A 12,669-nucleotide genomic window follows, 5' to 3' on the forward strand; every position below is an offset into this window, starting at 1 on the left:
TATCTGTGCAAAATCTAAGTAACAGGCGTATCCGCCGATATTTGGTCTGCCGCCTAAAGCGGCCGGAAGCACGTGGCTTTAGTCATGTGAGGTTCACTACTGTTTCAGCTAATTTATGTTTGCAGGTTTGGGAGAGATTGTTTCTTTTTCCGTCTTTTCTCTGATTTACATCCCCAAATAAGGGATGACAACAGAGTGGAACCCAAATGTTAGCTGGACTTTCTAAAACCCATGTTTGCAAACCGGTAATTTTGATTAGCTGTCAGCTAACAAAAATCGGATTGCGTTAGCTGGAAATTGATCATTTTGAATGGAATTTTGTGTCACGAACGTGATTAGAAAATAACAAAAGCGTTCGTTGTCAGCTAATCCGAGACTGTGAGAAAAAGTCTGTAAATAAGATTCTACTATGATATGCAAGGGTGGTGAGCTTACAGTTTGAGCTTTTCACCCTTGTTTTATATATAACAGTTGTTGAATGGCATGTCAAGAGCAGGCGGTTTTCCGCCTGTCTTGATCGTCGGTTTACTCGTTATTCTGGAAGACGACCTTCGTACATAATACTCAGTTCGCCATATACCTGCGCCCAGTTTCGAATCGTACTGGTCCATTTTTTCGTAGCCTCAAAAGTGGCCAGGTACAGCGCTTTTAAAAGGGCCGTATCGCTTGGGAATACGCTTCTCTGCCGATTCAGCTTCCGGTAGGTGGAATTCAGGGATTCAATCGCATTGGTGGTATAAATCACCGTTCTGACCGTCGTTGAAAACTTGAAAATTGGAGAGATGGCATCCCAGTTATCCTTCCAGCGTTTCATGGAATTCGGATATTTGGGAGACCATTTTTCAGTTACACGATCTAAGGCTGCCAGCGCTTTCTTTTCATCTGCGGCCTGATAAATGGTCTTCAGATCCGCTGCAAATGCTTTTCTGTCCTTGTCAGGGACATATTTCAGTGTGTTTCTTACCTGGTGTACGATACAGCGCTGATACTCGGTTTTTGGAAAAGCAGCAGCGATTGCTTCTTTGATGCCGGTTAAACCATCTGCACAGATGATTAATACATCTTTGACACCCCGGTTTTTCAGTTCGTTCATAACGGAAAGCCAGTATTTTGCGCTTTCGTTGTCGCCAACGCTGATGGTCAGAACCTCTTTCTTTCCTTCCGTGTTGATTCCAAGAATCACGTAAGCTGCAAGCTTTCGGATCACACCATTATCTCTTACGGAATAGTGAATTGCGTCAATGTAGAGAATGGGATAGACTTCGTCCAACGGCCGGTTCTGCCAGTCTTCGATCTGTGGCAGGATCTTATCGGTTACATCGGAAATAAAACTCTCCGAGGTCTCAAAGCCATAAATATCTTCGATGGTTTCGGAAATCTGCCTGGTAGTCATTCCTTTGGCATACATGGAAATGATCTTCTGATCAATATCGGAAATATCTTTCTGGCGTTTTTTCACAACCTGTGGTTCAAACGTTGATTTGCGATCCTGTGGCACTTCGATTTCCATCGAGCCATACCGGCTGTTGACCTGTTTCCGCTTATAACCATTGCGATAATCATCATTATCTGAGCGTTCGGATTTTTCGTAACCAAGATGATCATCCATTTCAGCTTCCATCATTTCCTTAATGGTGCCGCCTAAAAGATCCTTGAGCGCATCCTGAATGTCTTCTGCAGACTGGATATCGTACTCTTCCAGGAGCTGATGGATGATGTTTCGTTTTCCTTCTGTCATTTGTACACGATGTACAGGTTTCTTTTGTCTTGCCATAATAAAAGGCCCTCCTAATGATATTTATTGTATCATAGAAGAACCTTATAAACATTATTTTACAGAAAAAGTTTCATACTCTCAAACTTGCCGAAGCAGAAAACGAATAGTATATTTGGTGGCTACACCCCCAAGCCCCTGTAGAATAAATAACGCCAGTACTGGATATCAAATCCCGCACCGGCGTTATTTATTAAAATATTTTGTTTTTTAATCTTCAACACTCTCTACTGAAACTTCTTTTTTCTTCCTACTTTTACCAGAAATCATCTTGTGTCCTGTATAAATAGCCATAATCATGCAAAGCAAAGAACTTGCTGCAAAGTACTTATGGCCTTCTTTTGATCCCTTATAACCTGTATAAAAATGCTCATGTACGGTAGAGAAGCACAAAGCAAAACAAGGATAGCCAGCCCTGCCACTATTCCGAAGTCAGGGGAACGCAATAGAAAAATTCATAGCTGTATGCTATACTTAATTAGCATTTGAACATATCAAGCTGACACAGCAATCTCTTTACTTGCCGTTAATGCGCGTCTACCAATAGTCCGCACAAAGCAAGAGTAGCGTAAAGGTATAAAAATTTCAAACTTCTTTGTAACGAAATTCCGATTTCTCCGTCTAACCTATGAAGCTGAAGGAGGTGATGACAAGTATGGACTATGAAAAACTCTATAAAGCCTACTATTTACAGGTATACTCGTATACTATTTCTCTTGCCAAAAATCGTGAGATAGCAGAGGAAATCACGCAGAACACATTCTATAAGGCTGTTTCTACAACATCACAATTCAAAGGTAAGTCAGATGAATTGACATGGCTCTGCTCCATAGCAAAAAATCTTTACCATGATGAAATGCGAAGCCGTCAGCGAGTAGCTGATGTGAGTGAAATCAATGACTTGCCATCAAATGAAAATGTTGAGAACTCAGTTGCAGATTCTGACATGGCGTTCCGCATACACCTCGTTCTTCACCGTTTGGAAGAACCATACAAAGAAGTCTTTCAGCTTCGCGTATTCGGGGAACTATCTTTTTCACAAATCGCTGCAATTTTTGGAAAAACAGAATCATGGGCGAGAGTTACTTATCATCGTGCAAAGCTAAAAATTCAAGAAAGGATGGATGAAAAGCATGAGTAAACAATGCGATATTGTTCGAGATATTCTTCCGCTGTATGTTGACGATGCTTGCAGCGAAGCAAGCGCAGAGATGGTAAAAGAGCATTTGAACGCCTGTGCTGACTGTAACGCAATTTATCAGAAATTGCTTTCTCACACGAGCGAAGATGTTCTTCACGAAGAAAGCGAAAGCGTTATTATGCGCCATGAGGCAAAAGAAAAGCAGAGAGGCAGAAAAAAGATAACGATTGCTGTTCTCGTTTCCATCGCTCTTTGTATCATTGCAATTTTTACAGCTCTCTTTCTGTTACCTATAAACATTGCTTATGAGCCTGTCAAAATCGACTTCCCATTTGAGGTTGAAGATGTCGAAAACGTTGAAATGTACCACTATGACGGAGTGCCTGCATCAGCAGAAAAGAAAGTAGTTGTTGCTGAAAATGATATAAAGACCCTGTATGATAAGTTCAAGGGCTTATCCCTAAAAGACAAAACGACTGAGGAAACTGCCGGAGCAGATGTGACCAGCTTTAGATTTAACCTCTCAGATGGAACAAGCTACGATTTGATTTACGCCTGCTATGGGGTTAAAAACGGCGAATTGAAGTCAGCAGCAGGCGGTTTTAAGTATTTCACAAGTGCGGATATCGGCTCTTATTGGAACAATTTGAATACGGAACTTGAGGCAATTCCTATCAATGAGAGTGAATTGCCGTGAGCAGATAGCAAACCCAGCCGAGCCTGTCAACGGTCAAGATGAACGGCGCAAATGCGCCGCCGTTGACAGCCCCGCCCGTCTTTGCTGTTCGGTAATCAAGAGGGCGACAGCACAAGATGCTGCCGCCCTCTGCCATTATTCAGAAAGGGGGATTTTCCATGACCGAACACGAAAAGTATCAAGAACATATCCGGCATACACACGATGCCTTTTGCAAGACTGTTATTCGCCACGCTGCCATAGACGCAGCCCGGAGCATACGGAGCCGCCGCAAGCGGGAAATCTCGCTTGAATATCTGATAGAAGAAAAACACTATCCATTCAGTACCACAGATAAATACTTTGCGGAGCAATCCGGCATGACCAGCTATCCGCTTTTCGTCTGTGGTCAGATGGTGCTTTTGGAAAGTCCAGAGCTTGCCGCAGCCCTGTCCGCACTATCACAGATGGAACAGGAAATCATTTTCTTGTACTACTTCCAACGATTGACGCATAGGGAGATTGGACGGAGATATGGACGGGCTGGCAACACAACCGGGCGGCGTATTCAGATGATTTTACGGCGGCTACGGGCAGAGTTGGAGGGTTTGTCCTATGAGCCAGCTACTTCCCTATGAGACAATCGTTAAGGCAAGCGAGGGCGACCCGGAAGCTGTTGCCGCCGTCCTATCCCATTATGCGGGATATGTCCGCTCTTGTGCGAAAATGGACGGACAGATTAACACGGATATGCAGGAGCATATCGTCAGGCAACTGATAGAAAGCCTGTTGAAGTTCCGCTTTGACCGCTAAACAGAAAAGTTGTATAATTAGAGCCTGACAAATTAAACTTCAATGAGGGTAGAGCAAATGGAACAGATTATCAATTATAGAGACATACCCACAGATAAAAGGATTGACATATTAAATGCTCTTGAGCGAATAGGTTTTTTTCCGGCATACGGCGGCGTGAGAACAATGCAGCAAATTATGGAAAAGTCAGTTCCAGGTTCAGGCCCACAATTCTATTTCGTTTTCCGTGAAAATGAGTTGATAGGGTACAATTTTCTCATTGGGGACACTAAGAAATATAAAGCGTTCCCATGGCTTGCTATTAGCAATATGGATGAGCAGAAGTTGACTGTTTGTGAAGAACTGATGAAAATACAAATTGCCTTTTTTGAAGAACTCGGAATGCAAAAGATAGCAGATCATTGCGTTAGGATTATGGAAGATTACAGAAAAGGAATTGGAAAGCGGAAAGAAAGCGATTGCAGATAAATTCCATTTGAAAAACGGCTGACAATTTAATACCGCCGCCCATCACAGCGGCAGATAAGCAGTAAATCTTGAAAAGGTTTACTGCTTTTTTTGCGCCCATTTTCAAAAATCTTTGGCAAACCACACCGCCGGATTGTTGTAGGGAGCAGACAGGGAAAATAAAAAAATTTTCGCTGCGTTTGCCAAAACGCCCCCTTTTCACCGTTGTAGTGGTGAACAGCGGGCAGAACACGCCGCCGCAATCGCTATATTGGTGGAGCAAGCCAGTATATCCGCAAACCAGAGCCGCCGAGGAAAGCGGTAGTTTTTTAGAGCAAGATTCTACCACGGTGCCAAAATCCGCATATCTGCGGTTTTGCCCCTTTGGTAAATCTTGTTGGGGAGTGCCTTCCCCAAACCCTGCTCATGCGCCCTGTCGGGCGAGAAAGGAGGTCAACGCTTGAAGAAAAAATACAACACACCCCACCGCTGCCATGTGGTCAAAACCCGCATGACCGAGGAAGAATACGCCGACTTTACCGAGCGGCTGAAACACTATGACATGAGCCAAGCCGAATTTATCCGGCAAGCCATTACACGGGCGACCATTCGCCCCATCGTTACCGTTTCCCCGGTCAATGATGAACTGTTGTCCGCCGTTGGCAGGCTGACCGCCGAATACGGAAAAATCGGTGGCAACCTCAATCAGATTGCCCGCGCCCTCAACGAGTACGGCACACCATACAACGCCCTGTCCGTTGAAGTCCGCGCCGCCATTTCTGACCTTGCTGCCTTGAAGTTTGAAGTCCTGCGAAAGGTAGGTGACGCTGTTGGCAACATTCAAACATATCAGCTCTAAAAATGCGGATTATGGCGCAGCCGAGCAGTACCTCACCTTTGAACATGACGAGTTTACCATGAAGCCCACCCTTGATGAAAACGGGCGGCTCATGCTCAGGGAGGACTATCGAATAGCCACGCTGAACTGCGGCGACGAGGATTTTGCCGTTGCCTGTATGCGCTCCAATCTCCGCTATGGGAAGAACCAGAAGCGGGAAGATGTAAAAAGCCACCACTACATTATCAGCTTTGACCCACGGGACGCGGTGGACAACGGTTTGACCGTAGACCGGGCGCAGGCGTTGGGCGAGGAATTTTGCCGGAAGCAGTTTCCCGGACACCAAGCCATTGTCTGCACCCACCCGGACGGACACAACCACAGCGGCAATATCCATGTGCATATCGTTATCAATTCTCTGCGGATAGAGGAAGTTCCGTTCCTGCCTTACATGGACAGACCGGCAGACACCCGCACCGGGTGCAAACACCGCTGCACAGACGCGGCGATGGAATACTTCAAAGCCGAAGTCATGGAGCTGTGCCACCGGGAAAATCTCTATCAAATCGACCTTTTGCATGGCAGCAAAAACCGCATTACCGAGCGTGAGTATTGGGCGCAGCGGAAAGGGCAGGCAAAGCTGGACAAGGAAGCTGCTGCCTTGCCAGCCGAGGAGCAGCCAGCCAAGCCCACGAAGTTTGAAACAGACAAGGAAAAATTGCGGCAGACCATACGCACCGCGCTGTCCTCTGCCGCAAGCTATGGCGAGTTCGCCGCCGTTCTCTTGCAACAGGGCGTGACTGTCAAGGAGAGCCGAGGGCGGCTATCCTACCTCACGCCGGACAGGACAAAGCCCATTACCGCCCGCAAGCTGGGAGATGATTTTGACCGCGCTGCCGTTCTTGCCCTTTTGGAACAGAACGCCCACAGAGCCGCCGAGCAGACCGCAACCGTACCCGAATACCCCCGCAACATAAGGGAGCGTTTGCAGGGCAAAAAAGCTGTCCAAACCACCCCGGAAAAGGACGGTATTCAGCGCATGGTTGACCGGGCAGCGAAGCGAGCGGAGGGAAAGGGCGCGGGCTATGATTGCTGGGCGGCAGTCCACAATCTGAAACAAATGGCGGCTACCGTTGCCGCCTACGGGCAGTACGGCTATTCGCCGGAGGAGCTGGACGCAGCCCTTGTATCCGCCAATGCGGATTTACAGGACAGCACCGCCAAGCTGAAAGCCCTGGACGCTGCTATCCGGGAGAAAAAGGAGCTTCAGACACAGGTGCTTGCCTATGCCAAGACCAAGCCTGCCCGTGACGGTCTGAAAGCGCAGAAAACGGAAAAAGCCCGCAGCGCCTACCGGGAACGGCACGAAAGCGATTTTATCATAGCGGACGCAGCCACCCGTTATTTTCGGGCGCATGGCGTTTCCAAGCTGCCAAGCCATAAAGCCCTGCAAGCGGAAATCGAGCGGCTTACCGCCGAAAAGAACGCCCATTACAACGAATACCGGGAGAAAAGAGCCCGTGTCAAGGAGCTGCATACCGTGAAAAGCAATCTTTCTCAAATCCTGCAAGGCGAGAAAGACAGAGAGAAAAAGCACGAACATGAGCGTTAAAAACCGCCCCGAAACGATACCAAAACGGGGATATGCCCTGCACCCTATCCGCAATACTGCCCACCTTTGAAACGGGGTGCACAGCGCAGGAAATCCCCGAAAATGACACCGAGAAACTACATTTTTACCGACCTATCCGCTTATACCAGCGGAAACGGCAGAAAGGAGCGAGAAATGCCACGCATGAGCAAAAAGCGGCGGTTGGAATGGAGCTTTTTCCTCAACCACCGAAACCGTATTACCTACAATGACCTTTGCCGGGGCTGCACACACGGCTGCAAGCAGAGCTTCCGGGCGATTATCGTCCTCTGCCCCCGGTATTTCTCTAAGAGATGGAAACACAGGGAGGACACCGCCAATGGCAGATAACCGCAAATATTACTACCTCAAACTGAAAGAAAACTTCTTCGACAGCGATTCCATTGTGCTGTTGGAGGACATGAAAGACGGGATTTTGTATTCCAATATCCTCTTGAAGCTGTACTTAAAATCGCTGAAAAATGGCGGCAGATTGCAGCTTGACGAGCATATCCCCTATACCGCCCAGATGATAGCCACGCTGACCCGTCACCAAATCGGGACGGTGGAACGGGCATTAGCCATCTTCCAGCAGTTAGGGCTTGTGGAGCAGCTTGACTGCGGGCTGCTTTATATGACCGACATCGAGCTGATGATCGGTCAATCCTCTACCGAAGCGGAACGGAAACGCGCCGCAAGGCTTGAAAATAAGGCACTTTTGCCGCCGCGGACAAATGGCGGACATTTGTCCGACATTCGTCCACCAGAGATAGAGATAAAGAAAGAGATAGATATAGAGTTAGAAAAAGAGGGAGAGTTAAAGGGACAAGCCATCGCCCGCAGCTATGGCAGATATGAGAATGTATTTCTGACTGATACGGAGCTTTCCGAACTGCAAGCGGAGCTGCCCGAAAAATGGGCGTACTACATTGAGCGGCTTTCCGGCTATATCGCGTCCACGGGCAAGAAATATAAAAACCACGCCGCCACTATCCGCAGATGGGCGGCAGACGATACCGCAAAGGCTGCCCCGAAACAGGGCATACCCGAATACGCCTGCAAGGAGGGCGAGAGCTTATGAGTAATCTGTTTACAGAACGAGTTTTGAATATGGCGGCTGTTACCCCACAGCCGGAGGACTACACGGGCGAGGACGGACTGCTTTACTGCGGCAAGTGTCACACTCCGAAAGAAGCCTACTTCCCGGAAAAGCAAGCCGCCCTGTTTGGGCGTGACCGCCACCCGGCAGAATGTGACTGCCAGAAAGCCCAGCGTTTGGAGCGTGAAGCCGCCGAACAGCGCAGAAAGCACCTTGACACCGTGGAGGACTTGAAACGCCGGGGATTTACCAATCCTACCATGCAGGAATGGACTTTCGCCAACGACAACGGGAAATGCCCGCAAATGGAGATTGCACACTTCTATGTGGAGCATTGGGAAATCATGCGCGAGGAAAATATCGGCTATCTGCTATGGGGCAAGGTCGGCACAGGAAAAAGCTATTTTGCCGGGTGTATCGCTAATGCCCTCATGGAGCAGGAAGTCGCTGTCCGCATGACGAACTTCTCTGCGATTTTGAATGACCTGACCGCCAGCTTTGAGGGGCGCAACGAGTATATCGAGCGTCTTTGCCGTTTTCCTCTGCTTATCATTGATGATTTTGGAATGGAGCGCGGCACAGAGTACGGTTTAGAACAGGTCTACAATGTGATTGACAGCCGCTACCGCAGCCGCAAGCCCTTAATCGTTACCACCAATCTGACATTGGACAGCCTGCAAAATCCGCTGGACACCGCCCATGCCCGGATTTATGACCGCCTTTTGGAAATGTGCGCCCCTATCCTCTTTACGGGAGAGAACTTCCGCCGTGAAACGGCGCAAGCCAAGCTGAACAGACTAAAAGAATTGATGAAATGAAAGGAGTTGCCTATGGCAGAGAACAAGCAGAACACCACCCCGGAACGCCGCCCGGACTGCGTGACAGAGATCCGCATGGGCAACACCGTCCTTGTCGTTTCCGGCTTTTTCAAAAAAGATACCACCGACACAGCAGCCGATAAGATGATGAAAGTGCTGGAGGCGGAAGCCGCCGCAGGACACAAAGCCCAGCTTTCGCCCTAACGCTACAAGCCGCACAGAAAAATCGTCATTTTACCGGGCGGTAAAGAAGCAGAAGCCGCTATACAGACAGCCGCCCCATGTGGTATAATCGAAATACGGAATAGTGGGGCTGGCTGTCGGAAACGGAGGATTTTATGTTAAGACAGACCACCCAGAAAATCACTGCCCTTTATCCAAGACTATCCCATGAGGACGAGCTGCAAGGCGAAAGTAATTCCATTTCCAACCAGAAGCGTATCCTTGAAACCTACGCAAAGCAGAACGGCTTTTCCAATCTGCGCTGGTACACGGACGATGGCTATTCTGGTGCGAACTTCCAAAGACCGGGCTTTCAATCCATGCTTGCGGACATTGAAGCCGGGAAAGTGGCTACCGTTATCGTAAAGGATATGTCACGGTTAGGGCGAAACTACCTGCAGGTGGGAATGTATACCGAGATGATTTTCCCACAAAAAGGAGTCCGCTTTATCGCCATCAACGATGGAGTAGACAGCGCACAGGGCGACAATGATTTTGCCCCTCTGCGGAACATTTTCAACGAATGGCTGGTGAGAGATACGAGTAAGAAAATCAAAGCTGTAAAACGGTCAAAAGGCATGAGCGGCAAGCCTGTTACGAGCAAACCCGTGTACGGCTACCTCATGGACGAGGACGAAAACTTCATCATTGACGAGGAAGCCGCACCCGTGGTCAAGCAGATATACCGTCTGTGCCTTGCCGGGAACGGTCCGACCAAGATAGCCCGTATGCTGACCGAGCAGGAAATCCCAACGCCGGGAACGCTGGAATACCGCAGGACGGGCAGCACACGCCGCTATCACCCCGGCTATGAGTGCAAATGGGCGACAAATACCGTGGTGCATATCCTTGAAAACCGGGAGTACATGGGCTGTTTGGTGAACTTCAAGACGGAGAAACCGTCCTACAAGACCAAGCACAGCATAGAAAATCCCATTGAGAAACAGGCAATTTTCGAGAACCACCATGAGCCTATCATCGACACCCAGACATGGGAGCGTGTGCAGGAATTACGCAAACAGCGCAAGCGTCCGAACCGCTATGATGAAGTGGGCTTGTTCTCTGGTATGCTCTTTTGCGCGGACTGCGGCAGCGTCATGTATCAGCAGCGTTACCAGACCGATAAGCGGAAACAGGACTGCTATATCTGCGGGAACTACAAAAAGCGCACCCATGACTGCACCGCACATTTTATCCGCACCGACCTTTTGACTGCGGGCGTTCTCTCCAATCTACGGAAAGTGACGAGCTATGCGGCAAAGTATGAAGCCCGGTTTATGAAGCTGCTGATCGAGCAGAACGAGGACGGCGGCAAACGCCGGAACGCCGCCAAGAAAAAGGAACTGGAAGCTGCCGAAAAGCGTATCGGTGAACTTTCCGCTATTTTCAAGCGGCTGTATGAGGACAGCGTAAGCGGTCGCATTTCTGACGAGCGTTTCACGGAGCTTTCGGCAGACTATGAAGCCGAACAGCAGGAATTGAAAGAGCGTGTTGCCAGAATACAGGCGGAGCTTTCCAAAGCACAGGAAGCTACCGTAAACGCAGAAAAGTTTATGAACATTGTCCGCAAGCACATGAACTTTGAAGAACTGACCCACACCCTCTTACGTGAGTTTGTAGAGAAAATCGTTGTGCATGAGTGCAGCTACGATGAAAATGGCACACGCAGACAGGATATTGAGATTTACTATTCTTTCGTCGGCAAGGTGGACTTGCCCGAATGACCGCCTGCCCTATCCGATACCAAAGACAAGTACCGGATAGGAAAGGCAAAATTTTTTACACTTCTATTACTTCTTTATCACACATAAGCAAAGTTCCAAGCATTGTAATCAGTGCACCGATAGACCAATATTTATGTGATTTCATTCAGATACCTCCTGCCGTTTTTCTTAATCATATACCTTTTAAAAGATATATACAAACTGGTATTTTGAATCAATCGACAAGCAGCTCGGATCTTCCACTATAAATTCATACCTTCAGCAAATAGGATATGGCAATAAAAATATATCCGGAGATTTCTCTTCCTACTGGATGCAGTCATCCTTAAAGATTTCACCAGTAGAACAAGTTGAACTTTTGAAAAATTTATATCGAAACAACTTCAACTTTACTCCTGCTAATATTCATGCCGTCAAAAATTCCATCCATCTTACCGCCTCTGAAAATGGAGAATTTATGGAAAAACCGGAACCGGACGAGTGAACGGGCAGGATATAAATGGCTGGTTTATAGGTTTTATAGAAAGCCAAAATAATACATACTTTTTCTCCACAAATATTCAAAGCGAACAACGTGCAACTGGTAGTAAAGCATCAGATGGTGCTTTATCTACTCGTATTGATTCGTCACATAAATATAAGCATCTTCCAACGTTGCAGGAATTGACATACACTCCAATTCTGGCTGTATTTCAGAAATCACTCTTAACTGCAATCCCCCCTCAACATACTGTTTAGATGTAATACGATACTTCTGTTCCACTTCTCTTGCTTTTCTCTCATCAGGTACTTTGCAAATCCAGATTTTCCCCTGTGCTTCTTCTGTCAAATTCTTCATAGAACCCGCATACAGAAATCGACCTTTATGCATAATTGCAAGCTGATTGCAGGTGGCAGCTAAGTCTTCTACCACATGAGTTGAAAACAAAACCGTTCTGTTTTCAGAAAAATCTACTAACAAATTGCGGATGCGAATACGTTCCTCCGGATCTAAACCGGTAGTTGGCTCATCCACAATTAAAAATTCCGGTTCATTTAAAAGCGCCTGCACCAATCCTACCCGTCGCTTCATACCGCCTGATAACTGCTTCATTTTCTTCTTACGATGTTCTATAAGACTGGTCTTTTTCAAATAATAATCTATCCGCTTTCTACATTCTGCTTTCGGAACACCTGCCAGATCTCCCATATACTCCAAACACTCCTGAACCGTCAAATTAGGATACAGTTCAATTTCCTGTGGTAAATACCCTATCTTTCTTTGGATTTTTTCATAGTTTCCTTCGCTATACAAAATTCCGTCTAATGTAACCATTCCGTTTGTAGGTTTAAGCACAGTGGTCAAAACTCTCATCAAAGTTGTCTTTCCCGCTCCATTTTCTCCCAATAGTCCAAATATCCCATTCGGTATATCTAAATCTGCATGGTCGATTGCTGTGACACTATTCTTAAATCTTACCGTTAAATCCTCAATATGAATACTCATA

At 47.2% G+C, this 12,669-nt stretch carries 17 protein-coding genes and 1 pseudogene; 14 read left to right on the forward strand and 4 right to left on the reverse strand.

The window, feature by feature from the left end; translation table 11 throughout:
* Positions 1-532: 532 nt before the first annotated feature.
* Positions 533-1,774 (reverse strand): IS256 family transposase, encoded by a 1,242-nt coding sequence (locus DWX00_RS14730; protein WP_118595630.1) that lies wholly within the window; start codon positions 1,772-1,774, stop codon positions 533-535.
* A gap of 210 nt (positions 1,775-1,984) precedes the next feature.
* Complete coding sequence (locus DWX00_RS20215) at positions 1,985-2,167, reverse strand: DUF6219 family protein (RefSeq protein WP_118595631.1); 183 nt, start codon at positions 2,165-2,167, stop codon at positions 1,985-1,987.
* Between the two features lie 262 nt (positions 2,168-2,429).
* Here DWX00_RS20215 and DWX00_RS14740 point away from each other — a divergent pair, with 262 nt between their 5' ends.
* The 12 genes from DWX00_RS14740 to DWX00_RS14800 all read left to right on the forward strand — a co-directional run bounded on the left by DWX00_RS14740 (position 2,430) and on the right by DWX00_RS14800 (position 11,182).
* A complete protein-coding gene (locus DWX00_RS14740) occupies positions 2,430-2,915 on the forward strand; it encodes an RNA polymerase sigma factor (protein ID WP_008818014.1) in 486 nt (161 codons plus the stop codon).
* A complete protein-coding gene (locus tag DWX00_RS14745; RefSeq protein WP_015527904.1) occupies positions 2,908-3,612 on the forward strand; it encodes a zf-HC2 domain-containing protein in 705 nt (234 codons plus the stop codon). Before DWX00_RS14740 ends, DWX00_RS14745 begins: the two co-directional genes overlap by 8 nt.
* A 158-nt stretch (positions 3,613-3,770) precedes the next feature.
* Entirely contained in the window at positions 3,771-4,229 is a 459-nt protein-coding gene (locus tag DWX00_RS14750) for an RNA polymerase sigma factor (protein ID WP_023921375.1), read from the forward strand.
* Positions 4,207-4,404, forward strand: a complete 198-nt coding sequence (locus tag DWX00_RS14755) for a helix-turn-helix domain-containing protein (RefSeq protein WP_005921293.1) — start codon at positions 4,207-4,209, stop codon at positions 4,402-4,404. The genes DWX00_RS14750 and DWX00_RS14755 overlap by 23 nt, the downstream gene beginning before the upstream one ends.
* Positions 4,405-4,461: 57 nt before the next feature.
* Complete coding sequence (locus DWX00_RS14760) at positions 4,462-4,872, forward strand: hypothetical protein (protein ID WP_015527903.1); 411 nt, start codon at positions 4,462-4,464, stop codon at positions 4,870-4,872.
* 439 nt (positions 4,873-5,311) lie between these two features.
* Entirely contained in the window at positions 5,312-5,710 is a 399-nt protein-coding gene (locus tag DWX00_RS14770) for a plasmid mobilization protein (protein ID WP_040647222.1), read from the forward strand.
* Complete coding sequence (locus DWX00_RS14775; RefSeq protein WP_044945864.1) at positions 5,682-7,301, forward strand: relaxase/mobilization nuclease domain-containing protein; 1,620 nt, start codon at positions 5,682-5,684, stop codon at positions 7,299-7,301. The genes DWX00_RS14770 and DWX00_RS14775 overlap by 29 nt, the downstream gene beginning before the upstream one ends.
* A gap of 174 nt (positions 7,302-7,475) precedes the next feature.
* Positions 7,476-7,670: a hypothetical protein gene (locus tag DWX00_RS14780; protein ID WP_006573562.1), complete on the forward strand. Its 195-nt coding sequence runs from the start codon at positions 7,476-7,478 to the stop codon at positions 7,668-7,670.
* Positions 7,660-8,400 carry a phage replisome organizer N-terminal domain-containing protein gene (locus DWX00_RS14785; protein ID WP_044945867.1) on the forward strand — a complete coding sequence of 247 codons (741 nt, stop codon included), beginning with the start codon at positions 7,660-7,662 and terminating at the stop codon, positions 8,398-8,400. Before DWX00_RS14780 ends, DWX00_RS14785 begins: the two co-directional genes overlap by 11 nt.
* The gene (locus tag DWX00_RS14790) at positions 8,397-9,236 is read left to right on the forward strand and encodes an ATP-binding protein (protein ID WP_008402238.1); all 840 of its coding nucleotides are present in this window, start codon (positions 8,397-8,399) and stop codon (positions 9,234-9,236) included. The genes DWX00_RS14785 and DWX00_RS14790 overlap by 4 nt, the downstream gene beginning before the upstream one ends.
* A 12-nt stretch (positions 9,237-9,248) precedes the next feature.
* A complete protein-coding gene (locus tag DWX00_RS14795; protein WP_005946147.1) occupies positions 9,249-9,440 on the forward strand; it encodes a transposon-encoded TnpW family protein in 192 nt (63 codons plus the stop codon).
* Between the two features lie 134 nt (positions 9,441-9,574).
* On the forward strand, positions 9,575-11,182 hold the full coding sequence (locus DWX00_RS14800; RefSeq protein WP_097800099.1) for a recombinase family protein: 1,608 nt from the start codon (positions 9,575-9,577) through the stop codon (positions 11,180-11,182).
* A gap of 55 nt (positions 11,183-11,237) precedes the next feature.
* Here DWX00_RS14800 and DWX00_RS20220 read toward each other — a convergent pair whose 3' ends face one another.
* The gene (locus DWX00_RS20220; RefSeq protein WP_243038026.1) at positions 11,238-11,327 is read right to left on the reverse strand and encodes a DUF6219 family protein; all 90 of its coding nucleotides are present in this window, start codon (positions 11,325-11,327) and stop codon (positions 11,238-11,240) included.
* 99 nt (positions 11,328-11,426) lie between these two features.
* Here DWX00_RS20220 and DWX00_RS20735 point away from each other — a divergent pair, with 99 nt between their 5' ends.
* Complete coding sequence (locus DWX00_RS20735; RefSeq protein ID WP_333491578.1) at positions 11,427-11,666, forward strand: penicillin-binding transpeptidase domain-containing protein; 240 nt, start codon at positions 11,427-11,429, stop codon at positions 11,664-11,666.
* Positions 11,663-11,719, forward strand: a pseudogene (locus DWX00_RS20740) (hypothetical protein); the annotation flags it as partial. The gene DWX00_RS20735 and the pseudogene DWX00_RS20740, both read left to right, overlap by 4 nt.
* Before the next feature lie 73 nt (positions 11,720-11,792).
* Here the strand turns inward: DWX00_RS20740 and DWX00_RS14810 are convergent.
* Positions 11,793-12,668 (reverse strand): ABC transporter ATP-binding protein, encoded by an 876-nt coding sequence (locus DWX00_RS14810; RefSeq protein ID WP_015521697.1) that lies wholly within the window; start codon positions 12,666-12,668, stop codon positions 11,793-11,795.
* Between the last annotated feature and the right edge of the window lies 1 nt (position 12,669).

It is taken from the genome of Blautia sp. AF17-9LB (genome assembly GCF_003479185.1).
GTDB classification, from domain to species: Bacteria; Bacillota; Clostridia; order Lachnospirales; family Lachnospiraceae; genus Fusicatenibacter; species Fusicatenibacter saccharivorans.

Excerpts from the sequence above, each read along its gene's own strand:
- DWX00_RS14780 (WP_006573562.1), top strand. The coding sequence starts at position 7,476 with ATGCCACGCATGAGCAAAAAGCGGCGGTTGGAATGGAGCTTTTTCCTC.
- DWX00_RS14760 (WP_015527903.1), top strand. The coding sequence starts at position 4,462 with ATGGAACAGATTATCAATTATAGAGACATACCCACAGATAAAAGGATT.
- DWX00_RS14755 (WP_005921293.1), top strand. The coding sequence starts at position 4,207 with ATGAGCCAGCTACTTCCCTATGAGACAATCGTTAAGGCAAGCGAGGGC.
- DWX00_RS14750 (WP_023921375.1), top strand. The coding sequence starts at position 3,771 with ATGACCGAACACGAAAAGTATCAAGAACATATCCGGCATACACACGAT.
- DWX00_RS14810 (WP_015521697.1), bottom strand. The coding sequence starts at position 12,668 with ATGAGTATTCATATTGAGGATTTAACGGTAAGATTTAAGAATAGTGTC.
- DWX00_RS20220 (WP_243038026.1), bottom strand. The coding sequence starts at position 11,327 with ATGAAATCACATAAATATTGGTCTATCGGTGCACTGATTACAATGCTT.
- DWX00_RS14790 (WP_008402238.1), top strand. The coding sequence starts at position 8,397 with ATGAGTAATCTGTTTACAGAACGAGTTTTGAATATGGCGGCTGTTACC.
- DWX00_RS14800 (WP_097800099.1), top strand. The coding sequence starts at position 9,575 with ATGTTAAGACAGACCACCCAGAAAATCACTGCCCTTTATCCAAGACTA.
- DWX00_RS14740 (WP_008818014.1), top strand. The coding sequence starts at position 2,430 with ATGGACTATGAAAAACTCTATAAAGCCTACTATTTACAGGTATACTCG.
- DWX00_RS14795 (WP_005946147.1), top strand. The coding sequence starts at position 9,249 with ATGGCAGAGAACAAGCAGAACACCACCCCGGAACGCCGCCCGGACTGC.
- DWX00_RS14745 (WP_015527904.1), top strand. The coding sequence starts at position 2,908 with ATGAGTAAACAATGCGATATTGTTCGAGATATTCTTCCGCTGTATGTT.
- DWX00_RS14785 (WP_044945867.1), top strand. The coding sequence starts at position 7,660 with ATGGCAGATAACCGCAAATATTACTACCTCAAACTGAAAGAAAACTTC.
- DWX00_RS14730 (WP_118595630.1), bottom strand. The coding sequence starts at position 1,774 with ATGGCAAGACAAAAGAAACCTGTACATCGTGTACAAATGACAGAAGGA.